19 protein-coding genes are annotated in these 23130 nt (G+C 63.0%); 3 read left to right on the forward strand and 16 right to left on the reverse strand.

The annotated features are described in order from the left end of the window. Positions 1-127 precede the first annotated feature (127 nt). Complete coding sequence (locus ACSQ8Y_RS23060) at positions 128-541, forward strand: hypothetical protein (RefSeq protein WP_436268740.1); 414 nt, start codon at positions 128-130, stop codon at positions 539-541. A gap of 99 nt (positions 542-640) precedes the next feature. Here the strand turns inward: ACSQ8Y_RS23060 and ACSQ8Y_RS23065 are convergent, their stop codons facing one another. Genes ACSQ8Y_RS23065 through ACSQ8Y_RS23085 form a run of 5 tightly spaced genes read right to left on the reverse strand, consistent with a single transcriptional unit; the run spans position 641 to position 3251 of the window. Beyond that, entirely contained in the window at positions 641-1399 is a 759-nt protein-coding gene (locus ACSQ8Y_RS23065) for an immunity 52 family protein (protein ID WP_436268741.1), read from the reverse strand. Then, on the reverse strand, positions 1396-1995 hold the full coding sequence (locus ACSQ8Y_RS23070) for a Tox-REase-5 domain-containing protein (RefSeq protein WP_436268742.1): 600 nt from the start codon (positions 1993-1995) through the stop codon (positions 1396-1398). The genes ACSQ8Y_RS23065 and ACSQ8Y_RS23070 overlap by 4 nt, the downstream gene beginning before the upstream one ends. Continuing rightward, positions 1995-2342, reverse strand: coding sequence for a hypothetical protein (locus ACSQ8Y_RS23075; RefSeq protein ID WP_436268743.1), 348 nt, complete (start codon positions 2340-2342; stop codon positions 1995-1997). The genes ACSQ8Y_RS23070 and ACSQ8Y_RS23075 overlap by 1 nt, the downstream gene beginning before the upstream one ends. Then, on the reverse strand, positions 2326-2838 hold the full coding sequence (locus tag ACSQ8Y_RS23080; RefSeq protein WP_436268744.1) for a DUF4123 domain-containing protein: 513 nt from the start codon (positions 2836-2838) through the stop codon (positions 2326-2328). The genes ACSQ8Y_RS23075 and ACSQ8Y_RS23080 overlap by 17 nt, the downstream gene beginning before the upstream one ends. Continuing rightward, a complete protein-coding gene (locus ACSQ8Y_RS23085) occupies positions 2835-3251 on the reverse strand; it encodes a PAAR domain-containing protein (protein ID WP_436268745.1) in 417 nt (138 codons plus the stop codon). Before ACSQ8Y_RS23085 ends, ACSQ8Y_RS23080 begins: the two co-directional genes overlap by 4 nt. 182 nt (positions 3252-3433) lie before the next feature. On the opposite strand from ACSQ8Y_RS23085, the gene ACSQ8Y_RS23090 reads away from it, so the two are divergent. Then, positions 3434-6307 (forward strand): AAA family ATPase, encoded by a 2874-nt coding sequence (locus ACSQ8Y_RS23090; protein WP_436268746.1) that lies wholly within the window; start codon positions 3434-3436, stop codon positions 6305-6307. Positions 6308-6353: 46 nt separating this feature from the next. On the opposite strand, the gene ACSQ8Y_RS23095 is transcribed toward ACSQ8Y_RS23090, so the two are convergent. The 11 genes from ACSQ8Y_RS23095 to ACSQ8Y_RS23145 all read right to left on the reverse strand — a co-directional run bounded on the left by ACSQ8Y_RS23095 (position 6354) and on the right by ACSQ8Y_RS23145 (position 21305). Continuing rightward, complete coding sequence (locus tag ACSQ8Y_RS23095; RefSeq protein WP_436268747.1) at positions 6354-7295, reverse strand: DUF4351 domain-containing protein; 942 nt, start codon at positions 7293-7295, stop codon at positions 6354-6356. Continuing rightward, the gene (locus tag ACSQ8Y_RS23100; protein WP_436268748.1) at positions 7295-8227 is read right to left on the reverse strand and encodes a hypothetical protein; all 933 of its coding nucleotides are present in this window, start codon (positions 8225-8227) and stop codon (positions 7295-7297) included. Before ACSQ8Y_RS23100 ends, ACSQ8Y_RS23095 begins: the two co-directional genes overlap by 1 nt. 184 nt (positions 8228-8411) lie before the next feature. Next, a complete protein-coding gene (locus tag ACSQ8Y_RS23105; RefSeq protein ID WP_436268749.1) occupies positions 8412-8708 on the reverse strand; it encodes an addiction module antidote protein in 297 nt (98 codons plus the stop codon). Between the two features lie 200 nt (positions 8709-8908). Next, entirely contained in the window at positions 8909-9181 is a 273-nt protein-coding gene (locus tag ACSQ8Y_RS23110; protein ID WP_436268750.1) for a PAAR domain-containing protein, read from the reverse strand. 10 nt (positions 9182-9191) lie between these two features. Then, a complete protein-coding gene (locus tag ACSQ8Y_RS23115) occupies positions 9192-10799 on the reverse strand; it encodes a type VI lipase adapter Tla3 domain-containing protein (protein ID WP_436268751.1) in 1608 nt (535 codons plus the stop codon). Between the two features lie 20 nt (positions 10800-10819). After that, on the reverse strand, positions 10820-13108 hold the full coding sequence (locus tag ACSQ8Y_RS23120) for a T6SS effector phospholipase Tle3 domain-containing protein (RefSeq protein WP_436268752.1): 2289 nt from the start codon (positions 13106-13108) through the stop codon (positions 10820-10822). A 4-nt stretch (positions 13109-13112) separates the two neighbouring features. Beyond that, positions 13113-15905: a type VI secretion system Vgr family protein gene (locus ACSQ8Y_RS23125; protein ID WP_436268753.1), complete on the reverse strand. Its 2793-nt coding sequence runs from the start codon at positions 15903-15905 to the stop codon at positions 13113-13115. A 19-nt stretch (positions 15906-15924) separates the two neighbouring features. Continuing rightward, the gene (gene tssG / locus ACSQ8Y_RS23130; RefSeq protein ID WP_436268754.1) at positions 15925-16923 is read right to left on the reverse strand and encodes a type VI secretion system baseplate subunit TssG; all 999 of its coding nucleotides are present in this window, start codon (positions 16921-16923) and stop codon (positions 15925-15927) included. Then, the gene (tssF, locus tag ACSQ8Y_RS23135; RefSeq protein ID WP_436268755.1) at positions 16887-18719 is read right to left on the reverse strand and encodes a type VI secretion system baseplate subunit TssF; all 1833 of its coding nucleotides are present in this window, start codon (positions 18717-18719) and stop codon (positions 16887-16889) included. Before tssF ends, tssG begins: the two co-directional genes overlap by 37 nt. A 278-nt stretch (positions 18720-18997) precedes the next feature. Then, positions 18998-20149 carry a hypothetical protein gene (locus ACSQ8Y_RS23140; protein WP_436268756.1) on the reverse strand — a complete coding sequence of 384 codons (1152 nt, stop codon included), beginning with the start codon at positions 20147-20149 and terminating at the stop codon, positions 18998-19000. Between the two features lie 19 nt (positions 20150-20168). Next, positions 20169-21305, reverse strand: coding sequence for a J domain-containing protein (locus ACSQ8Y_RS23145; RefSeq protein WP_436268757.1), 1137 nt, complete (start codon positions 21303-21305; stop codon positions 20169-20171). A 364-nt stretch (positions 21306-21669) separates the two neighbouring features. Here ACSQ8Y_RS23145 and ACSQ8Y_RS23150 point away from each other — a divergent pair, with 364 nt between their 5' ends. Continuing rightward, positions 21670-23124 (forward strand): DUF3375 domain-containing protein, encoded by a 1455-nt coding sequence (locus ACSQ8Y_RS23150; protein WP_436268758.1) that lies wholly within the window; start codon positions 21670-21672, stop codon positions 23122-23124. Positions 23125-23130: the final 6 nt, after the last annotated feature.

Genomic DNA, 23130 nt, shown 5'->3' on the forward strand with positions numbered 1-23130 from the left:
TTGCGCCACATCGAGCCGACGTCGATGAATTTGTGTAGCTGTGGAACCAAGCTGTCGCCGTTCGGTCTAAAGTACGGCAAGCGCTTGCCAACATCGAGCGCAGGCTCGTTCACCGGGGAGAAAATGCATGCCACCCGACGCCGTACTACTGCATTCGTCTTTACCTTTCCGTATCCAGCCATGTCAGGCCGACCACGGCGAGACCACCCTCATCGTCGACTCGAAGAACGTTGTAGTCGCCAGCATACCCAGTGCGGTTTGGAACGAGAAGGCTCGTTTGGTGTTCCCGCAAGACCTGGGGAACGCGGCTCTGATCCTGCAGGCCGTTAATTCCTTCTATCCGCTGAAGGCGGCGCTTAAGAACTTACACGACCTGGTCGTTCTGGAGCGTCGCATTACCTATGATGGTGACCCCGACATGCGGCAGGAGTACGCAGAAAACGTTGGCGCCGCACTCGATGGCGCCAACCAGCTGCTGCAGGATCTTGTCGCTTGGCAAGATGAAGACTGGTTTGGTAAGCAAGGCCCGAGCACTGGCTAAAGGTCCCCGGCCGCGTGGGCGCGCACTTGCACGCACACGACCTGGCGCGGCAGAAATCGGCTTAGCGTAGGGGGGCTTGGCTCCGGCCCGCGCTGCCGGTCAGAGGTCCGCGTAGCGGGGCAGCAAATCCTGATCGACCAAGCGGATTTCAATGGCGTTGGCGATCTTGACATGCTCGGGGTTCTCGTCCGAGAACGGCGCGTCGGTGATGCTGACAATGATCGTGCCGATCTGTTTTTCTTTACCTTTCTCGGCCTTGCCCATTACGGGCACAAGCGCACGGGCCTCCGGCACCTGCTGGATGGTCAAAAGCCGGGGCAGATAGAGCATCCAGCCAACACCAGGACGATCCGGGAAAACTGCATCATATTGCCCCGGGCTAATGGAACAGTAGAGTGGCTTGTAGAGTTGCGCCGCCTCCACAAGCAGTTTTACTCCGTTGGCGGAGTTTTCCAGCCTGAATCCATCCGGTTCGGAGTCCATGCCGAAAGTCAGACTGGATGACCGCCCATCCTGCCTGTTGAAAAGGCAAGTGATCGAGGCACCCTTTGTGTGATCTTCCTCGCCATTCCACAGCGAGAAGCGCTGCAGCGCTGTGTTTTCTTTGTTGGCCTCGCCGATAACCGCGAGCGCGGCAGTGGTAGGCCCGTTGTCATCAAATGCCTGATAAAGGTATGACGAATCTTTCTCTCCGGTGGCAATCAACCACTGGGCAGGACGAAGTAGCGGATCAAGCGAAGCCGTCTCGCGAAGCAACTCAAAAATGCAGTCCATCTGGAATTTGATGGATGAGTTTCCGATAACGTCGCCACAAAATCGAATTTCCAGGTCGTGGCTGATGTAGGGTCTTTTCTTCATGGTCTGTAAAGCACTTCGATTTCAGGGGTTGCTCGTGATAAGACCTTCGACATGTACCGATATGAGGTCGGCTCCATAAAATGCCATTGCAGCTGTGTCGGTGGTTTCGGAACGGCAGCGTTGTTCTGAGACACCGCCTCCGCAGTCATTTTCGCAAAAATATCGTCTTGGAAGCGATACTTAAATCTACCCCATTCATCGAAGAATTGGTCATAGCGCGCTTTGGCCTCTTTGAGCAAACATTGTGCGGAATTGAAGCCGTCGAATTTCACGCCCCCGAAATTCCATTCAGTTAGGAAACCAGCCGGGGCGGGAGGCATCTGCGCGATACGCATCTGGTAGGTGATGGAGTCATCCGACCAGCCCGCAGTGTTGCGCAAGTATGGCATTCCTTTGTCCGGTGCACAGTCTTTGCATTTCTCCTTGGTCTTGGTCTGTGCCTCCGTGCGCGCGATCGGTGTGGACCTGGCTTGGTCGGCTTCTTTCTGGCGCTTGCGCGCCGCCTCGTCCGCAGCGCCGGCTGCAGCGCCGACACCCAAGGCGACTAGCGCACGTGCCGCGACCGCTTCTAGCGGGGGAATTGCAAGCGCTGCCATCAGTACGCCCTTTCAAGTTTCTTGTTCATCACCGCAAGCAGATCGTCCAGCCTTTGTTCCGGCGTGGCGCCGGGCTTGCGCAGGTAGGCATCGACCAGCGGATCGTCGTGTATGCCTGGCGCATCTGCCGCCAGGTACATCAGTCGCACGATGTGCGGCGTGGAGGTGAAGCCGATGCGTGCCGCGTAGTCGTGCGCGGCCTGCATGCGGTCTTGCACTGCCGCGCGGCCGGGACGGTCCAGCATGTCGGGCCGCTTGGAGAGGAACTGATCGCACACGGCGGCGACGAACTGGCCCGCTTCGCGCGACTGCAGCTCGTCCCATTGCGCTTCACTGAGCTTGAGCAAGCGGCTTCCCTATCCATGTGCGCTGGCCTTTGTGGAGCAGATGCCATTCGTGTATGTGTGCGAAAAACGTTACACGCTGGCCGGGTTCGAGCAACTCGGCCAAATTGAACAGCACACGCGGGTCCCAGAAGCGCAGCAACGCGGTACGCCCGTCCGGCAATTCGGTATCGAGCTTCAGTTGAAGCAACTGCGCCAGGCCAGCAAGATCTTGCGGCGCGATCAGCCAGGTAACGGCTGGCGCCGCTTGTTCCAGTACTGCGAGAGTATCGACCAGCTTGCCGCCAACGCGCTCGGCATCGATCAACCATGGGCCCGCATGGGCCAAGGCAGCGTCCGGCGTCCCGGCGAACAAGGAATGGAAACCATCTTGGCCAGCCAAGGTTTCGCCGAGTTGGGAGCGGTACTGCGCACCGTCCACCAACGCGTATAACCTCAGGGCGGGCATGCTCTGGTGCAGTTGCGCGAGCCGTTCCACCACATCGATCGACGCGCTCACTCGCGCACCACAGCCGTGCTGCCGGCGGCGGCGGCCTTGAGCAAGCAGTCCAGGCATATGCCCGACGTCGTGCTGGCCGCGATCGAGGACGCGGCGGCCAAGGCTTCGGTCTTGTCTTCGGCGACCGGATCGCCGGTTGATGATTTGTCCGACCAGGTCGTCGTCGCTTGGCCTGAGATCAGTTTTGCACCGCAAGCAGTCGAGTCCATGTGACGCGCGTAGCCGTTGCCGCCGCTGTCCACCAGGTCGCCGGGGCCGGAGGTGATGGGGAAAGTTCCTTTGCACTTGGGGCACACCGTCATGTCTCCCACACGCGCGACATATTTGCCGTTGATGTCAACGGTGAGATCGGCGCCGATGACCGTGCCTCCGTGGCTGGTCTTGTCGCCTAATATGATGAGGGGCCTGTTCAAAGATGCTCCTGTATGCATTGCAGAAAGTTTGCAAGTTGCATTTATAGCACATTTTAAAATCTGGCAATTTCCTGTACGGCCCAAGCTGCTTGCACTGGCCAACTGCCAGCCAAGCCCAGGCAAGCGCTCCGGCTCCGATAGAACTCGGCTAAGATATCGCCTCTCCTTAGCCACACGCCGCCATGAAAATCCTGGAATACGCCGAATTCGTCCCGCCCCGCAACCGCGCGCACTACGACAAAGTGCGGCAGGCCATCGAACGCGACGATTTCCGCTCGGCCGACGTGAAGAAGCTGAGCAACCTGGCGCACGGCAAGTTCTACCGCGCCAAACTGGACTATGCGGACCGCCTGCTGTTCGCCACCATCCGCTACCAGGGCGAAGTCTATGCGCTGCTGCTGGAAGTGATCGAGCAGCACGCCTACAGCAAGTCGCGCTTCCTGCGCGGCGCCGACATCGACGACGACAAGATTCCCGCCGTGGAGGCGGCCGAGGCGGCCGCGCAGGCCGAGCCTGTGCGCTACTTGCACCGCGAACGCCGCCGCGTGCACTGGCTGGACAAGGCCATCTCCTTCGACGACGCACAGCACGCCGTCTACTTGCAGCCGGCGCCGCTGATCATCGTCGGCAGCGCCGGCAGCGGCAAGACCGCGTTGACGCTGGAGAAGATGAAGCAGGTGCAGGGCGAGGTGCTGTACGTAACGCATTCGGCCTACCTGGCCCAGGCCGCGCGCGACCTGTACTACGCGCACGGCTTCGAGCGCGACGGCCAAGACGCGACCTTCCTGTCCTACCGCGAATTCGTGGAATCGATCCAGATTCCGGCCGGGCGCGAGGCCACCTGGCGCGATTTCGCGGCCTGGTTCGCGCGCATGCGCCAGCAATTCAAGCAGATCGACGCCCACCAGGCCTTCGAGGAAATCCGCGGCGTGCTGGCGGCGGACGCGGCCGGCGTGCTCACGCGCGAACAGTATTTGCAACTCGGTGCGCGCCAGTCCATTTTCGCGCCGCAGGAGCGCGAGGCCTTGTACCAGCTGTTCGACAAATACCGCGCTTGGCTGGGCGAGGCCGGCCTGTACGACTTGAACCTCGTCGCGCACGACTGGCGCGCGCAGGCGGCGGTGCGCTACGACTTCGTGGTGGTCGATGAGGTGCAGGACCTGACTGTGGCGCAACTGGCGCTGGTGCTGCGCACGCTGAAGAAGCCCGGCCAGTTCCTGCTGTGCGGCGATTCCAACCAGATCGTGCATCCGAACTTCTTTTCCTGGGGCGCGATCAAGAGCCTGTTCTGGCGCGATCCCGGGCTGGCCGAGCAACAGCAGTTGCAGGTGCTGCGCGCCAATTTCCGCAATGGCAGCCAAGTCACGCGGGTGGCCAACGCGCTGCTCAAGGTCAAGCACCGCCGCTTCGGCTCGATCGACCGCGAAAGCAATTTCCTGGTCGACGCGGTCAGCCCGGACGCCGGCGCGGTTACCCTGCTGGCCGACAGCGACGCGGCACGACGCGAACTGAACGCGCAGACGCGCCGCTCCACCCGCTGCGCGGTGCTGGTGCTGCGCGACGAGGACAAGGCCGACGCCAGGCAGCAGTTCGATACGCCGCTGATCTTCTCGGTGCACGAGGCCAAGGGGCTGGAATACGAGAGCATTGTGCTGTTCCGCTTCGTGTCCGGCCAGCGCGCCCAGTTCGCGGAGATTGCCGACGGCGTGGCGGCAGCCGACTTGGCCGGCGACGAGCTGCACTACGGCCGCGCCAAGGACAAGGCCGACAAATCGCTGGAAATCTACAAGTTCTACGTCAACGCGCTGTACGTGGCGCTGACCAGGGCCGTGCGCAACGTTTACCTGCTGGAGTCGGACACCGGGCATCCGCTGCTGCGCCTGCTCGACATCGCGCCGTCCTCCTCCGCCGCCAAGGTAGACGCGGCCGCCTCCAGCCTGGAGGACTGGCAGAAGGAGGCGCGCAAGCTTGCGCTCCAGGGCAAGCAGGAGCAGGCCGAGGCCATCGAGCGCATGATTTTGCAGACCGCGCCGGTGCCGTGGCCGGTGTTCGACGAGGCGCGGCTGCGCGAAACGCTGGCCAAGGTCTTCATCGACGCCGCGCCGGGCAGCAAGCACAAGGCGCAGCTGTACGACTACGCCACCTGTTTCGACGAGCCCATGCTGGCGGCCTTCCTGGGCTACGCCGGCCACGCGCCGGCGCAGCAGTTCGACAAGGTCGGCGCCACACAGGGCCGCCGGCCTTACATGCCCTACTTCGCCCACCATTTCAAGGACATCCTGCGCCAGTGCGACAAGCACGGCGTGGAGCACCGCACGCCGATGAACCAGACGCCGCTGATGGCGGCCGCCGCTGCCGGCAACGTGGCCCTGATCGAGGCGCTGCTGGAACGCGGCGCGGACACGGCTGCGGTCGACCATCTGGGCCGCAACGCGCTGCACTGGGCCATGGCGACTGCGCTGCGCGACAGCGCCTATGCGATAAAGTCCTTCCCGGCCGTGTTCCAGCTGGTGGCGCCGGCCTTCGTCGACGTACGGGCCGGATCACGCCTGCTGCGCATCGAGCGGCACCAGTCCGAGTACTTGCTGTTTCAAACCATGTGGACCCTGTTCAAGGCGTGCTACGCCAGCGCCGACGACAGCGATCGCGGCGCCTTCGACGCGGCCATGCTGCTGGACGCCTACGAAAAGCTGCCGGCCGCCGTGCTGGCGCCGGAACGGCGCAAACGCGCCTTCCTGTCCGGTCTGCTGTCGCGCAACGAGGTGGACCGCGACTACGCCTACAACCGGCGCCTGTTCAAGCGCCTGGCCACGGGACTGTATCAGTTCAACCCGGAGCTGGCGGTGCGCCGGAGCGGGCCCGGCGGCGAGGCATGGGTGCCGGTCTACACCGCCTTGAACCTGGCGCTGGTCAAACAAAGCGCCGATCCGCATTATGGCCCCCGCATCGACCGGCTACTGGACATGGCCGCGCTGCCTGCGGCACCCGATTCGATGGCCGGGCAGTATTACGAGGCGAGGAGCGCGGCTATGGCAAGTGGGACGGCGAAGAGGTAGATGTCAAGCCGCGGAGTCTTTCGCTCAGCAGTTGCCAAACAGCAGCTCAACCCGCGCCTATCACATCATCCAAGGTAGCGGCTTGCAGAATCCTTTCCTCCCATGCAGTTAATTCGCCGGGCTCTGCCCGGTCTACGCGTTGCTCGACACTCTCCGGAAGAGGGCCAAAGCGCAACTGGAGCTGCCTGCGAAGGACTTTCCGGCGCCCTTCTTCCAGGCCCTCTTTGCGCGCAGCGTCTTTGGCCACGCGCATCATAAGATTTTCAAATGGCATTTCCCTGCTCCTGTTCAGTTCGTCGATCCGCGCGGCGAGTTCGTCTTGCAGGCCGGGAGGGATCGTCATCATCCAGTCTAGTACATCAAACAAATCGAAGATGCGCTGCGCGTCCCAATTCCGCGCATATAGCAAGTCGATCAGCCGTGTCTTGAATTCGAAGCGCCGCCTGTGCTGGCCGCGCGTGTGCAGCGTCATCAGGTGAGCAGCGGTCAGGAGCGCGAACGCGTTTTCCTGCTGCAGCAGGCGCTCCAGCCTGGGCCAATAATCCATCAGTTTGACGGTGGGGAAGTGGAAACCGATCTCACAGCCGAACTCCGCGTATCCGAACCAGTCCGGCCGCCAGCCGGCGTGCGGGTCTGCCAGGACCACCAGGGTCGTGATCGGGCAATCGAAGCGGTCGTAGAGCCGGTAGTGATAGGTGAAGATGCGTTTGGCGAAGTCCTTCTCACGGCTGCGCTGGATTTCGAGGTGTATGTACAGCAGCTTGGCATCGCCCTCGTTGCTGCTCACCTGGACCAGTTTGTCGAGCCGACGCCGGCCGAGGCGGGCGTCGTGGACGAGCTGCGCCAGCTCCTGGTCGAGGAAACTATAGCCCAGCCGCCAGTCGATGGCGTCATGCACTTGCGGGAAGTAGAACGCCATGAATTCACGGAAGTAGCGCATCACTGCGGTCTTCCAGGGCGTGTCGTAGTCGTCGGTGGGCGGGTCCATTATTGATAGACGGGCCCTTGGCGTTCGGCGTACTGCTGCTTTTCCTTGAGCCAGGCTTTGAGCTCGGCGATGTCGCGCAGGTCGACCACGTCGCAGGCGATGTGCTCCATTTGCCGCTCCATCAGGAACTGCTGCTGGTGCAGGCTTTGTCGGCCGATGTGCTCGGTCAGTTGGCCGTTGCCGGGCAGGCTCAGTTGCACGATCAGCGAGAACTGGATGCCGACGGTGTCGAACTCGAGGTCGGCGAGATAGTCGTCCAGCACCATGATGTGGTGCTGGAGCTGCTCGTAGTCGAGGTGCGCGGCGCCGGGCTGCTGCAGATGCTCGAGCTCGATCTCGAGCGCCATGAGGGCGAGCACGTCCTGGTTGACGCAGGCGACGTCGGCCAGCTCCAGCAGGTCGGGCTGCTGTTCGGACGGCAGTGTGCGGATGGCGGCGACGAGCTTGGCGCGCATGGCGTTGGCGGCTTTTTGCAGCACCTGTTCGGTCTCTGGCACGAGGTCGGGGTGGGGTTCGCCGCCGACGGCATCGGCGAGCATTTTATCCATCGCGGCGTGCCGTTCGGCGCGCACTTCGGCGTGGTGGCGGCCGCTGTGGCGCTGGTACAGCTGCGCGACGTCGCTGTCGTCGTGCTTGAGCAGGTAGCCGTCGGCGAGCATGCAGATCGTCTCCGCGATCATGGCGCGCTCGTCCTTGTTGAGGGACGGGTGGCTGTGGCCTTCCTCGAACACCAGGATCAGTTCGCGGGTGTGGGCGCAGAACTGCTCGGATAATGGGCCGAGCTTGGTTTTAGCCAGGTGGCGCAGGCGGGCGGCAATGGCTTCCCAGGCGGCGTAGTCGGCGCGGGCAGCGGGGAGCTTGGCGAGCAGGGTCTCGAATTGCTGGCGGGCCTGGGCGGGCTCGGCTTGGGACTTGGCGCGGTTTTTGGGCATGGTGGCGGGCCTGAATGTGAGGCGGGCCGGGCAGCTCCAGGCGCGGGGGCTGCCGTCTCGCCGGAGAGGGAATCTGCATTCTAGGCAGGAGTGCACAACGGCAATTTGATGTGGAGCAAATGTCGAGCGGAGGGGGCAAGGCACAGGCAGCGAGGAAGGGGTCGCTGTCGCCTGCGATGAACAGCTATGCGGCTGTCGGTTTGAGGCGGAGCTGAAGGCCCAGGGCGTGGATCAGTTCCAGAACGCCCCCGAAGCTGGGGCGACCGCCGTGGACGAGCGATTGCGCCAGGCCGTCTGCATCACGGCCGGTCTCGCGCGCCAGTTGGGCCAGGCCCGCTGAGCGGGCGATATCGCTCAACGCTTGAGCAAGAAAGGAGGCATCGTTACCGCCCTCTGCGAAACAGGCTGCCAAGTACAAGGCAACGTCCTCACGGGTCTGCAGGTACTTGGCGCCGTCCCATTCTGAAAGTTGGATCGTCATGCTCGTATGCCTCGCAATAATTGCCGCGCTCGTTTAATGTCGGCGGCTTGAGATGATTTGTCACCGCCAGCCAACAATATTACGATCTCCTTACCTTGCTGCGCGAAGTAGATTCGGTAGCCAGTCATCGAAAAGGGCTGACGTCAAGAGACGTCTTGCTTGGTCCATTTTAGCAGCATGCCCGCCAAGATAAGTTGGCCTTATTTCCCTTTCTGAAGCATATCGCCGCTTGCCATGAGCGATGCGCCGCAGCTGGTTTTGTGGCCTTCGTATGCAACGGGAACGCCGTCTATCGTGTGCTCGGCATCACCTTGGATGATGGTGCAGACGCCGCCATGGCCCTTGATCGGGCAAGTGCATTTGTCGCCGAGACAGACCACCGGTTTGCCATTGACGGTGAAGTGCGACGCGCTGCTGCTGATGACTTTTCCGCCGTGCGAGGTTGAGTCGCCGACACAGATTACTTTGCGCATGTTTTTCTCCTTACTTCAGCACTGGTTCTCCGTAATTCTTGGGATCGATCTGCGGCATAGTCGTGTTGTCCAGAATCTTCAGGCCGATCGAATGGTGCTGGGCCTTGCGTCTCTCTTCGGATGGCGGCGTGACGAGGATGATGCTGGCTTCGTTCGGATCGCGCAGGTTGAACGCAGCGCTGGCGCCGCCTTCCTGATAGCTGCCCATCACGCCAATGGCCATCTGCATGAAGAACGTCGCCGCGCCGGTATTGCCGAGGCGTCGATCGGTGTCGATGAATTGGTTGGACTTCGATGGGTCGATCTCCGGGCCGCCATCTGCCTCGATCTGCCGCAGCAAGCCGTGGAAGGTGATCAGTTGTTTGTGGTTGTTGGCGGTGGAGACGATGACACGGGCTGGGCCCGCAGCGCGCTCGGCTTGCGGCAATGTTTGCGACGCTTCCTGCCAGCCGGCGTGCAGTGCGGCCTCGCGGTCGGCTTGGCGCTTCAATGTTTTTCCTTCGTCGTCGGTCATCTTGACGAAGACGGGACGGTGGATAAAGCCAAGCGACGGCAGCGCATCGAAGCGTTCGAGCTGGTCTGTGTTCCAGGGGACAGGGAACCAAGGCGTCGGCTTCCAGTCGCGCGGCGGATGATGTTTCCACAGGGATGTGGCATCGAGGAAGCTGATTTCGCCAGTGCCGCGAATCCCGGGACGATTGGCGAATTTTTCCGCCTCTGCCAGCCATTCTGTGCTGGTAGGCTGACGGCCGATGCTGTCCTTACGTTGGGGAACCGATTTTTCCAATTCCAAATAGGTGAGGTATAAGCGCCTGGCGATTCCATACTGATTTTGGAACTCAACATTTTTTCCATCGCTGACATCCTCGAACACAAAGGGTCGCATTGCGTCAACGCGCTCTCGCCTGGCCAAGATAAACAGCGCCGACGCATCCGGCATGTCGGGCACATGGTAGCCATCCTTCTGTAAGCTGCTTTCCTGCAACGCCGAGTAATCCGTCCGGGTTGTAGTGCTATCTTCAGAAGTGAGGACCACATAGGGCACGTCAGGGTTCTTATCGAAGAAAGAAAACACCTTTTCCACAATCCGGTCCGGCCTCTCGCTCAATTCCCGATGAGCAATGACGAACAGATGCGTGATCATGCCGTGGCCTGAACCTCCTGCCAATCCTCCCTGGGGGGATTCAGGGCTATCCGCATAATCAGGGTTATGAGACAAAGGCTCAGCGTTGAACACCGGAGTTCCCCAATACTGAGGTGATTCGAAAGCACCATTCTCTAAACTTGCGCCCGCGCGCCCTCCGGATAGCCCATCGTAATCCCTGCTCAGCCATGGATATTTCCGAGGGTCCATCTCACGTATAGTCGTGTAGACATTACCATCCAGCAACGCTTCCCAGAGTGCCTTCTGGCGATACCTGTCCAGTGTCACGCCAAGGCCGATCACCTCCAGTACGTACTCTTTTCCACCTGGCATATTGGGCCCTTTCGGTTGCTTCGGCGCAGATAAACGCAAGTGTTTTTCGGGCTCTCTGGAATGCGTATTTGCGTAAATCTTAAAGGAACAAAAGACAAAAATTCCCAGAAAAATCAAAAAGGCCAACATTGTTTTCGACATTATTTCCCCCTAAGTTCGCGTTAGCTCTTCAGTTCGGACAATACGTCTGCCGGTAGCCCTTCGGGCAGGACCGGCAAGTTCGCAGGAAGAACCCCAGACGAGTAGTAGTCACAATTCCCAAATATCAGGTCGGATCTCCATTTAGGCTCGTCAGAAAAATAGTTCGAATAGTCCTGTCTAAATTTGGTCCACTGCAAGATTCCCGGCCGCTCCATCTCCGGCCGTTTCTGCAACCGCCAATCCGCCACCGTGCACAAGTACCTGTAGAAATTGGGATCGCTGGACGCCTTGCCGCCGCCAATGGCGACGTCGTACGCCGTCACGTTGCGGTGGTTCTCCTTGCCGCCGAAAATGGCGCCGTGGAAGGAACGAGGCACTTTGGTCAGGTGCCAGCGCAACCGCGCTTCATCCGGCGTTTCGGTACGCTTGACGATCACCTTGGCGGCGCTACGCGGTAGCGGCGTAAAGCCGTTGTCCATGCAAACGTAGGCTTCCAGCACTTCGCAGCACGCACCCGCTGCCTTGTCCTTGTTCAGGAAGGCCTGGACCCTGCCTTTCAGGTCCGCCGCGTGCCCTACCCTGCCAGTATGGAGTTCTGGCCTGGGACTCTCGGAGAGCTGCAACTTGCCCGCTTCCGCCTCGGGAAAAGCGTAGGGGACAAGCAGCCACATGTTGTACAAACCATACTCGCTGGTTATCGCGATGGCCGCGTCGATTTGATCGACAGCTTCGCTGCCGCCGGCACGCCCTTGCGCATCGGCGAAAGCTCCTTCCAGGAGACTGGCGAGTACCGGCTGTTTGAGCCGCTCACCGTTGATGAGCCGCACGCCATGGCTGATTTTCTCGTCCACATCGGCGCCTTCGGGGCTGTCCTTCTTGCCCGCCAGATGGCCGCGCACAGCGTGTTTACTGAGGTATGAATCGCTCACGGCTGTATGGGACTGATCGTCCTCGCCGGGCTGGCGCAACATGAAGTAATAGGGGCTGTCGGCCGCGCCAATCTGCACGTACGCGCCCGACTTGGGGTCCGGTCGTCGCTTCCGCGTGAACACGCGCTGACGAAACCCCTCCCCCAGCTCCCCCAACGGCTTGCGCCGGATATCGGTCGCCCAGTCGCGCGTGACACCGCCGACCTTTTTCTGGTCGGTGCGCGTCCCGCGCTGATACATCGGCACGCCCTGCCATCCTATCCCCTGCACATTGGCCAAGGAGACTGTCATGTCCTCCGGGCCAAAATACAAATACACCTTGCCCCTGTTGTCGCGGTCATCCGCTGCCTTCCATGCCTTGCCGACCGCGCCGTAGTGCTTGCCAACGTCGGTAAGCTCTTCCAGTGGCGGCTGCGCATGCCTACGCGACCAGATGCCCTTGGTTATCTTCGATAGCGTCGTGAGGCGGGCGTTGAGTGTCTGGTTGCCGTCGATGCTGTCGTAACGCCCTTTCATCAGCGGATCGTCATCGGCGTAACCATCCACGACGGACACGGCCGCAGGAATGTCTTCAATGAGGCTATATGGTGGATTGTTCAGAATCAGCGTGTCAGCAGGCCTAGCGTTCGGCTGGACAGCTTTAATCTTAGGATCAAGCAGGAATGCCTGCGCAAGGAGACTGACCAAACAGCCCTGGCTATGCGCAACGATGGAAACCGTTTCATTCTCGTCATAGTCGCGGATCATGCAGATCAAAGCCGCCAAACGCTGCGCCGCCAGGATCATGTACATGCGGCCCGGGTTGTTCAGTACCGGATGCGTCGCATCTTTCTGGGCGATGTCCAGCAAGCGGAACACCCCCCACTTTCCTCGGTTCCACATATCAGGCAAGGTGCTGGTGGCGTTCGCGAATGGCCCGCCGCCCTTCGAGTAGTCCTTGTCCAGACGGTTGCCATGCCGGTCCAGGAACTGTCCGCGCGCAAGTTTGGTGTTGGAGGTGACATGGCCCTTCAATTCCCGGAAGCCCCAATAAAAGGGAATTACCGGGCTGTGCGTGCCGTCCGTGATCGTGCGCTTGTAGAAGACAGCGTCGGGGTCCGCTTCCACTTTTTTGTTGTCCGCATCCGTTGGCAAGCGGTAGCTGGCGGCTTTCAAATCGCCGCTCAGGCGGGCAGTCAGCCCCTCGCACAATCCGCCTTCAACTGCCGCGTACGCGGTACCGACATCGTTGACGCCGTGGACGATGATGATATTGCCGGGAACGTTGTGGCGAAGCGGAACCACTTTGTCTTTCAGGCGTTTGGGAGCGTACACGCCACTGGCACTGCCCACTTCGTAAGGCACCTTCTTGTAAATTCCCATTTCCAGTTCCCTTTCCAAGTGCTTAGCTTTTCTTGTTCCGAATGACCTTGACAGTGGCAACGTGCATCGCTTGGCTTTCCAGCAAGGTGGTCTTTCCGCTGGCGTCAGTCTTTTCGTCACGCTCGGTTCCGTCGCTTGCGCTGGTCCCGATGTCCATATCCGGAGCAGGTATCCCGCCGTCCGTCTGAGCGTAGTAGCGCGCCTCGAATTTGAGGTCGGCTTTACCTTCCTCGAACGTTGGCAGTGCGGCGGTCATCGTCGATGCTCCCTTGAACGGAAAGGCGGCGCCGTGATGTGTAATGGTGCCCTTTGTGCCTAGCGTGATGCCGCCGCCTATCTTGATGAACGAGCCGTCTTCGGCGATCAGAACGATCTCCTTCGCCATGCCGATGATCTTGCCCTCGCTGGCGGTGAACTTCACATCCTTGGCAGCGTTAAGTTCAGTCTCGTCATGCTGGCTTTGCAGGAGCAACTTGCCCTTATGCGCGATAAGGTTGATACCGTCGCTGTGGGCGAAAAGCGATATGCCCTTTCCCGCGTTGAGATTGACGCGCTGGCCTGCTGTCATTTGCAGGTTCTGCTGCGCTACCGTGTTCAAGCTGGTGCCTGCATAGCTGACGACAGCCTTCGGTGTAACGAAGCTGAGACCGGCGGGTGCCGTCATCGCAATCGCCGGTGCTCCGCCTTTGCTGCCTTTGGGGTCGGTATTACTGCCGGATTCCCACGACTTGAAGTCGTCGAGCAGTTCGTCTTGAGCCTTGTTTTCGACCGGTTTGCCCTGATGCTCGCCCGCGAAGTCGCCCAGAGCCTTGGCCAGATCCGCACAATCGGTCATCAGTTCCAAAAACTGCTCGCGGGCCATCTGCTTGTTGACACCGCCGACTTGCTGCCAGGCGGACAGCAACATGCCTTTCGCGGCCCGCAACGCGATCTGTTCGTCACTATTCAACTCAGCCCCTTCGCCGCGCGGCTTGCCGTAGCCATCTTCTTTCGGTTGCGTCAGGTAGCCGAGATTGAGCTCGCTCCTGCCATGGTCGCTCGCCAGTTGCACGCTGATCTGGCCATTGGTGTCGTCAAAGCGCAGCTGATTGGCGCGTCCACCTCGAACTTCACGGCTCTTGATCCCCGACAAGTGCTTATTGCCCGGCAGGCCGTCCGCGGTGCTCAACGCCGGCGGCATGCCCTGCTGGTTGTACAGTTGTCCCACGATCACCGGCTTGTCCGGGTCGCCGCCCAGGAAGGCGACCAGCACTTCGGTGCCGATGCGCGGCAGGCCTATCGTGCCGCATTGGGTCTGGTGTCCAGGCCCGTTGCCGGCCCAGTTGGAGGCGACGCGCACCCAGGCGGAGTCGTCCAGGGCGTTGGATGCGCCCCCGCCCTGTTCATGGTCCTTATGGCGCGTGCCGGGAAAGCGGATCTTCACGCGGCCCAGCTGGTCGCAATAGACTTCCTCGTTGTCCGGGCCGACCACAATCGCGCTTTGCATCTGCGGTTGCGGCAAGTCGGTGCGCGGGTCGTAGGCGGGAACGATGGGGATGCCGCGCCGCACGGCGGTGAACTGGATGTGCATGCGAGACGGGCCGTCCGCCACATGGCCGGCCAGCTCGGCCTGCAACTGGGCGTCATTCGACTGCGCGCGCATCCAGCGGTTGCGGGCGAACAGGCGTTCGACGCGTGCGGCCAGCGCTTTGGGCAGGTTGTTCTGCGCGGTCACCTGCAGCGCAGTCACGGCGAAGTCGCGGTCGGCCATCGGGTGGCTGTCGATTTCGGGATGCCCTTCCAGCTTGAAGTATTCGCCCACGCACAGGTCGCGCACGCTGCCTTCGCCGTGGAAGCATTTGGATTCGTAGTCGTGGCGCTGCATGCGCAGCTGGCCGAGCTTGAGCAGGTCTTCGCAGTCGTCGCCGGCGTGCGGCGGCAGCACCTGGTAGTCGTCCATGATGTCGGCCATCCAGCGTCCGATGCTGCGCTGGTCTGCCCCGCCCTGCGCGGTGACATACATGAAGGATGCGCCCTGCGGGTTGCGGTAGTCCCAGCTGTAGGTAGCGGTGCTGCCCGGCTGCAGCGTGCGCACCGCGCTCCAGGAGGTGATGCTGTCGCGCTCCTCGGTGGGGCTGTCGCGGTGGTAGCGCACGGTGCCGGCGGCGTTTTCGCACAGGCCCTCGGTACGGTTCATCAGCACCATGGTGTGGTGCAGGGTGCCTTGGCCATGCTCGGCGCGGAAGAACCAGGCGATGCCGCGCCGCTTGAGCAGGCGGCGGATGAGGGCGGCGTCGGACTCGTTGTGCTGCATGGTGAATTCGCGCCGGGGATAGGTATAGGTATCGAAGAAGGCGGCCAGTTCGCGCTTGAAGCAGTTGGGCACCACGCGGTTGCCGAGCCGCCATTCGTCCAGGATGGCGTGGACGATTTCCACCTCGTTCATGTCGCGGAACACGCGCGTGTTGATGCGCTTCTCCATCAGCGAGAGAATGTCGCGCAGCACCAGTTGGTAGCTGGCCAGGCCGCCGTCGCTGTCGCCGGCGGCGATCTCGGTAACGATGCCGCACACGCTGCGCAGGCCGCCGGTGTCTGTGACGATGTCCAGAGCGGCGGGCAGGCCGATGAATTCCTTCAAGGGCAGTTGGGCGCGCGCGGAGACGCACAGGATGCGGTATTCGAGCCCGCCGCAGATGCTTTCGCTGCCGTACACGCGTTGCGGCAGCAGCATGTCGTCGGACAGTTGCGTCGAGCAGTCGAGGCGCAGCCGCAGCGGGCGGTTGGCGGTGTTCAGATCCTTGGGCTGGACCAGAAAATCTAGAAAGTCGCTTTCCACAGGGGCTCCCGGGCAAGTGTTAAGGGGTCATCACATAATTAAGGTCGTCGCGGTCGCACGGTGATGGGCCGTCGAGCAGGAAGGCATCGATGCCAAGGCGGGCGCCGCCGGTTGTTTCCGCATGGTTCATGCTGAAGGCTCGAACGTCCTCAGCGCACAGCGCCAGCCGCACTTCGAATGTCATGCCGACCATGCAGTACATGCCGAGTACCGCTTCCAGCGCGGCGGCGCCTTCGCTGCCCGGCAGGAAGCGCTCCAGACCGGCCTTGTCGAGGGGGCCGATGCGGATACGGGCGCGCGTGTCGCAGCGGTACACGCAATCGCCGAGCAGCATGCCTTCGTCCAGGCTGCAAGTGGCCGCGCCGAGTTGCGCCTGCTGCGCTTCCGACACTTTTTCCCAGATGCCGACCAGCGCTTCGACCTGGAAGGGCACGCCGAAGTAGTCGCTCAGCATGCCGCCCATGGTTGCCGGGGACACGGTGCGGCCGCGCGCCTGGATGGCGTAGCGCGCGAAAGTTTCCCTGTCGATGATGCCGTCCGGCGCGGACTGGGCGCCGGACAGCGACAGCAGCCTGGCGAGGAAGCCGTCGCCCCCGTCCGCGTCGCTGCTCCGCATGCATTCGGGGCGATGGGTGGCCCAGGCTTGGCAGAACATGGCGAGCGAGCGGTGCGAGAGCATGTCGAAGAAGGCGCGCGGGCCGCCGTCGTCTTCGCTCTGTTCGTAGGCGGCCATGCGCTCGGTGTAGTGGAGCGGCATCGCGCCGGTGCTGCCCAGCAGCCCCATGAAAGCGGGCGTGAGGGCTATTTCGCCCAGCGTCACTTCGAGTGCGGCGATCTCGCCCGGCGGGAAGGCCAGCGACAGGCGGTTGCGGAAGCGCAGCTTCAGCGGCGGATCCTGAGGCGATTCGCGCAGCCATTGTTCGAGCAAGCGCACCGCCTGGAAAAATTCGAAGCGCTGTGGCTCGGCCAGCAACTGGTCTATCAGGCTAGCGGCAGGCTGCCGTTTCGTATCGCGCATCGCAGCAACTCCTTTCCGGTGGCGTGAGAGAGGACGGTGAGCTGGGTGTAGCTGTTCATGTGGACGTACAGGCCGAGGAAGTTGTCCAGCAACTCGATGAAGAGGTGGATGCCGGTGCCGGCGTAGGCTTCTTCGTCTAGCATGACCACGATCTCGACGCCGCTCAGGAGGGCCCTGCCATTGCCGCGCCGTAGCCACGCGGTGCCCAGCCTGTGCGAGAGGCCGGTGACGCCGTCGATCTGGCGCTGCGAGACGGGGCTGTCGGGGAGGACGTACAGGCGCAGCATGGCGGTGAAGGCGGCAAGGCCTTCCTGCGTCAGCTTGCGGTGGTTGAGCGACAGGTGCGATATCAGCCCCCATTGCGCGCCGCGTCCGGACGCCATGCGCTGCGTGACGGTGGGCTTGCGCAGCAGCCGTATCGGCAGGCCGATGGCGGCGCTTTCGGCGGCCAGCTCGCTGCCGTGCGGGCCGCCCTTCAATTCATGCGGCAGGTCGCGGTTGGTGCAGGTGATGGCTATGGAGGCGGTGCCCGTCTCCGCCGTGAGCGGGTCGAAGTCACGGTCGACCAGGGTTAGCGAATATTCGTGCGCGCTGTTACCGGCGGCCAGTTCCTCGTCGCGCCGCGCTATCCAGTAGTGCCCTTTGCGGCTGGGCGATTCGCCGTGGCGCAGCGCGTAGTAAGGGACGAATTCGGTCGCGATGCTGTCCTTGCGGCCGGCATGCTGCAGCAGGCGGACCGAGTCGATGCTGTAGATTTCGCTGGCGTTCGCCGGCATCGCGTCCGGCATCAGCGGGTAGCTGCTTTGCGCGTGCGTGATGGCGATCGGTGTGGCGATGTGGCGGAACAGATTGATGACGGGGGTGCAGAACAGCAGCAGGTTGTTGCGTGCGAGCGCGCGCAGGGTGCTGCAGGCGTTGGAGTCGGCGCGCACGCCGTTCAGGGCGAGGTGCAGCGTGAAGCTGGCGCAGCCTGGCGCGGTATGCTGCAGTATCTGTTGCAGGTCGATGTCGAAAAAATCGAACTTTTCGGGGAAGCTGAAGTATTCGCTGAGCAGGCGGTAGGCCGGCTGTTCGGCGGGGCTGAAGGGCAGCAGCGCGTCGCTGTCGTGGAAGCCGACGGAACGCAGAGGCACCTTGTCCAGCATGCGCCATTGCCCTTCGGCTTCGACACAGGCGCAGCCGATGCGCATGAACAGCGTGTCGCGCAGCGCGGCACGTAGCGAGGCCTCGCCGTCGATGAAGACGCGCAGCGCGGGCAGCCCCAGTTCGGCCAGGCTGCCGGTGCCGGCGGTATGCGCGATGGTGATGTTGATGGAGGCGGTGACGTCGGCCGGCAGGCGCAGCGACGGCGGCGCGTTGATGTGGGATTCGAAGCGCGCGGCGCTGATCCGGACCGGGGCCACGGCCACCTCGTAGGCGGTGCGGAATTTGCAAAGCACCGCCGTGCCGTCTGGCGATTTCAAAACCGTGCCGCGCGGGACGGTGACAACGGTGGCGGGTGCGGGGCCGTTATCGACGCGGGCGATGGAACAGGCGGGAATCGGGCGCAGGTAGTGCGGGTAGAGGGTGCCGAGCAGGGCTTCGGTGAAGCCGGCGTAGTCGTTGTCGAGGCGCATGGCCGAGCGCGCGTTGAGCAGGGCGACTGACTGGATCAGCCTTTCCACGTGCGGGTCGGCGCACACTTCGCCGCTCAGCATCAAGTCGCCGGCCAGCTTGGGATAGCGCTCGGCGAACTCCTGGCTGGCGCGGCGCAGCATGCCCAGTTCCCGCTCGAAATACGGCAGCAGTTTTTCCATGGTCGTGTCCTCGCTTGAAGGTTCGACGATGGTGGCATGGGCCGCGCAGAGGGGTATTGATCTTTGGCAATAAGATGCGTGAATGCAATCTTGCCGGGCCGTCGCCCTCGCGCAAGCGGCGGTCCGTCGATACGGAACCCATACTGACTATCGGGTGCCTCGAAATACCTGTCGTTCCGCATCGGCGGACCGCCGCGCAGGCGGGAACCCATACGTCGCACGCTCAGAGGCGTAGCATGGATTCCCGCCTGCGCGGGAATGACGGGAAGCCGCTGACCTTACATCAGTCCAGCCTTGGCCAGACGCGCTACCCAAGCGGGCCGGCCGCCATGGGTTGACAGCAGCCGCACCAAGCCGCGCCGGAATTCATCGCGGCGCCCCGCTGTTTCCAACGCCTGTGCCAGTTCGCTGACGGCGGTGAACGCTTTGCCGTAGGCCGCGCCGTTGCCATCCTTTAGTGTCTGGTCGATCTCGCACCAGATCGCGTCGGCGCGCAGCGCCACCTTGGCCAAGTGCTTGGCGTGTTCGGCTTGCTGCCGCGCCAGACGGGCCGCTTCCTGTTCGCGTTCGCGCGCCAGCCGCAGCTGCTCGGCAGCGCCCCGGCCTTCCTCGATTTGCGCCACGGTGCGCGCTGGCGCAGCCGAGCCGCCCATAGACGTCTGGCTGCTCTGCCAAGCCATGTGACGGGCGCGCATGATGCGCTCGACGTCGCGGCCCTGCCCCGCCACTAGCTGCGCCATGGCCGCGCGCAGCTCGGCCACCGGCATCTGCTCGGCCCAGTCCTTGGCGCTGCGCTCGATGTCTCGGGACGCGGGCAGGTCCGCGCTGGCGGCGGCCGCGACGGCCAGCAAGTCGGGATCGAGTTCCAGGAATTCGGCCAGCGCGGCCTGCGCCTGCGACAACTGGCGCAGGCCGGCCGGCAGCGGCGGTTCCTCGTCCTCGTCGTCCAGCTCGCAACCGCACAGCCGCGCCAGCCAGCCCAGGTACAGCGGCCGCGTGTCGCCGCGCAGCAGTTCGTCGCGCAGCGGCAGCAGGCGCGCCAGCCAGCCGGGGCCGTCCTCCTGCGTGTAGAAGCGTCCCAGCTCGCCGCTGTCGTCGTCGAACGACCAGTCCAGTATCCAGTGCTGGGCCGTTGCGGTGGCGCTGAAGGCATCGCCGGTGAAGGCCGCGACGACGGACTTGTCGAATGCTTTTTTCGGCAAGCGCAGCATGAAGCGGCATGAGGCCCAGTTGGCCGAGTAGACGTGGGCGTCGAAGTACTGCTTCATCCAGTCGAGCGGATCGCCCTTCAGGTCGCCCCAATGGTATTCGTTGTGGAAGCCGCTGGCGGAAATCGTCGCGCGCGACGACAAGGCGCGCAATTCGGCCTGCTGCTGTTTGCTCAGCGGCTGGTCTACCGCCGCGAATTCGTAGTATTGGTATTCGCTCATGTGCTTGCCTGTACCTGGCTCAGTAGTAGTAGACGTCGTCGAAGTCGGACTCGCGCGGCTGGATGCGGTAGGTCTTGAGCCAGGCCTTGAGCGCCTTGATGTCCTGGAACGCCGCCATGTCCTCCTCCATCGCGCGGTTCGACGCGCGCAAGGTTTCCATGCCCTCGCGCAGCAGGCGCAGCACGCTCTCCGGCGTCGGGCGCTGGTAGGCGTCGATTTCAAAATCCATGATCAGCGCGAACTCCAGGTCGGCGTTGTCCCGCTCCAGCTCGGCGACCTGGCCTGCCAGCACCTTGTTGAACTGCTTGATGCGCGCATCGTCCATCCGGTCCAGGCCTGCCTGGTCGAGCTGCTCGACCTCCAGCTGCAGCTCCAGCAAGCCCAGCAGGTCGTTGGCGGCGTAGGCGACGTTGACTCTTTGCATCAGCCCGGTCTTGCGCGCGCGCTCGGCGACGTCCGGCTCGCGGTCCGGGTGGAGGGCGCTGGCCAGCTTGCGATAGATCTCGCGCACCGACTGCTGCATGCGCTTTTCCTCGGCTTCGAGCCGCTGCTCGCGGGCGCTGGCCTTGGCGGATTTGGGCTTCTTGGGTGCCTGTTCCGCCGCTGCCTGGGCGGCTTCCCGCGCTGCCGCTTCCTCGCGCGCCTGCTCGTCCATCCTGGCGTGCAGGGCCGCCATCACGGCGTCCGGCGAATTGAGGTCGACGTCGTCGCCCAGCGGGGAGCCCATCAGGTCTTCCAGCATGTCCTTGAACAGATCGTCGTCCGTCTCGTCCATATCGAACGCGTCCCCGCCGTGGCGCTCGTAGATGGCGCTGACGTCGGCATCGTCGCCATGTTCGAGCACCACCTCGGCCAGGATGCAGATCAGGTCCTCCAGCTTGGCCTTTTCGCGCTTGCCCATCAGCTTGTGGGCGTGGGCCTGGTCCAGCAAGAGCATTAATTGTTTGCGGCTGGCATCGGCCGCGCGCTCCAGCGGCTGCAGTTCCTGCTCCACCATGCCGTGCAGCTCGGGCAGGAAAGCTTGCCAGGCGGACAGACGCGCGCGCTCGGACTCCAGTTTCTTGACCAGGGTGTTGAATTGCTTGCGGACGCGCGATTGCGCGGCCTTGGCGGCGGGCTCCGCGATGCGGACGCGGTTGTCGTGTGGCGAGCTCATAAGGCGAATAGTCTCGGAAGCTGAAAAGATCCAAAATTATAGCGGCACGGGAGGCGGGGACGCCACGGAACCTTGAACATGCTCCGAATCATGTTATTCCGCATCGGTGGACCGCCGCGCAGACTGGAGGGTATCTCGAATCACCGCCAATTTGTCATTCCCGCGCCGGCGGGAATCCATACCACGCCTCTGAGCATGCGAAGTATGGGTTCCCGCCGGCGCGGCGGTCCGCCGATGCGAAACGACAGTTTCGAGGTCCTCAGCACTCGGGGGGCCGGGCCGGACACACTTCCGGTATCATGGCGACTTTGCCCCCCTTCACCGCGCCAACGCCGCAGGCGGCCGCTCTCAACCGTCGGACAGTATGACTCTCGATTTCGCCACTCTGGATGCCCTGCGCGTCCACCATCCGGCCTGGCGCCTGCTGCGCTCGGACCACGCGCCGCTGGTGGCCAGTTTCCTGCACCGCGTATTCATCGCGCCGAATACGCGCGTGATGGCAGCGGCCGACTTGGCCGAAGCGCTGAACGACGAGTTGTACGCGCTGCGCGAGCGCTTGGGCCAGGACTCCTTTCCCAAGGCGCCGCTGGAGTACCTGAACGACTGGGCCGCCACCGACAAGGGCTGGCTGCGCAAGTTCTACCGCCAGGGCTCGGACGAGGCGCAGTTCGACCTGACGCCCGCCACAGAAAAAGCCATCGCCTGGCTCGCCACGCTGTCGGCGCGCAGCTTCGTCGGCACCGAGTCGCGTCTGCTGACCCTGTTCGACCTGCTCAAGCAGATGAGCGAGGGCAGCGAGACCGATCCCGCACTGCGCGTGGCGGAACTGAGCCGGCGGCGCGACGAGATCGATATCGAGATCGCGCAGGTGATGGGCGGCGACGTGCCGCTGCTGGACGACACTGCGCTGAAGGAGCGCTTCCAGCAGTTTACGCAGATCGCGCGCGAACTGCTGACCGACTTCCGCGAGGTGGAGCACAACTTCCGCCTGCTGGACCGGCGCGTGCGCGAGCGCATTGCGCTGTGGGACGGCGCCAAGGGTGCGCTGCTGGAGCAAATCATGGGCGAGCGCGACGCCATCGCCGACTCCGACCAGGGCCGCAGCTTCCGCGCCTTCTGGGACTTCCTGATGTCGAGCCGCCGGCAGGATGAGCTGTCGGTGCTGCTCGAACGGGTGCTGGCGCTGCCCCCTGTGGCCGAGCTGAAGCCGGACCCGCGCACGCGGCGCGTGCATTACGACTGGCTGGAGGCCGGCGAACATACCCAGCGCACGGTAGCGCAGTTGTCGCAGCAGTTGCGCCGCTTCCTGGACGACCAAGCCTGGCTGGAAAACCGCCGCATCATGGAAATACTGCACGGTATCGAATCGAAGGCGCTGGCGCTGCGCGAGGCGCCGCCGCAGGGCACGCTGATGGAGATCGCCGAACCGGCCGCCGCGATCGAGCTGCCGATGGAGCGCCCGCTGCACACGCCCGCCATCAAACCGGTCATCGCCAACATCGAACTGGAGGCGGGCGAGGCGGACGTGGACGCGGCCGCGCTGTACGCGCAGATCGTGATCGACAAGGCGCAGCTGGCGCGCAACGTGCGCCATGCGCTGCAGGAACAGGCCCAGGTCACGCTGCGGGAACTGGCCGAGCGATATCCGCTGCAGCATGGGCTGGCGGAGCTGGTGACCTATTTGCAGCTGGCCAGCGAGTCGTTCAAGACGGTGGTCGACGAGGACACGTCCGAGCGCATCACCTGGGAAAGCGTGGACGCCGGCGGCAAGGCCATGGTGCGGCGCGCCCGCGTGCCGCGCGTCATCTTCGTCAGATAACTCGTA

This window comes from Pseudoduganella sp. LjRoot289 (assembly GCF_964252925.1).
Taxonomy (GTDB): Bacteria; Pseudomonadota; Gammaproteobacteria; order Burkholderiales; family Burkholderiaceae_D; genus Rugamonas.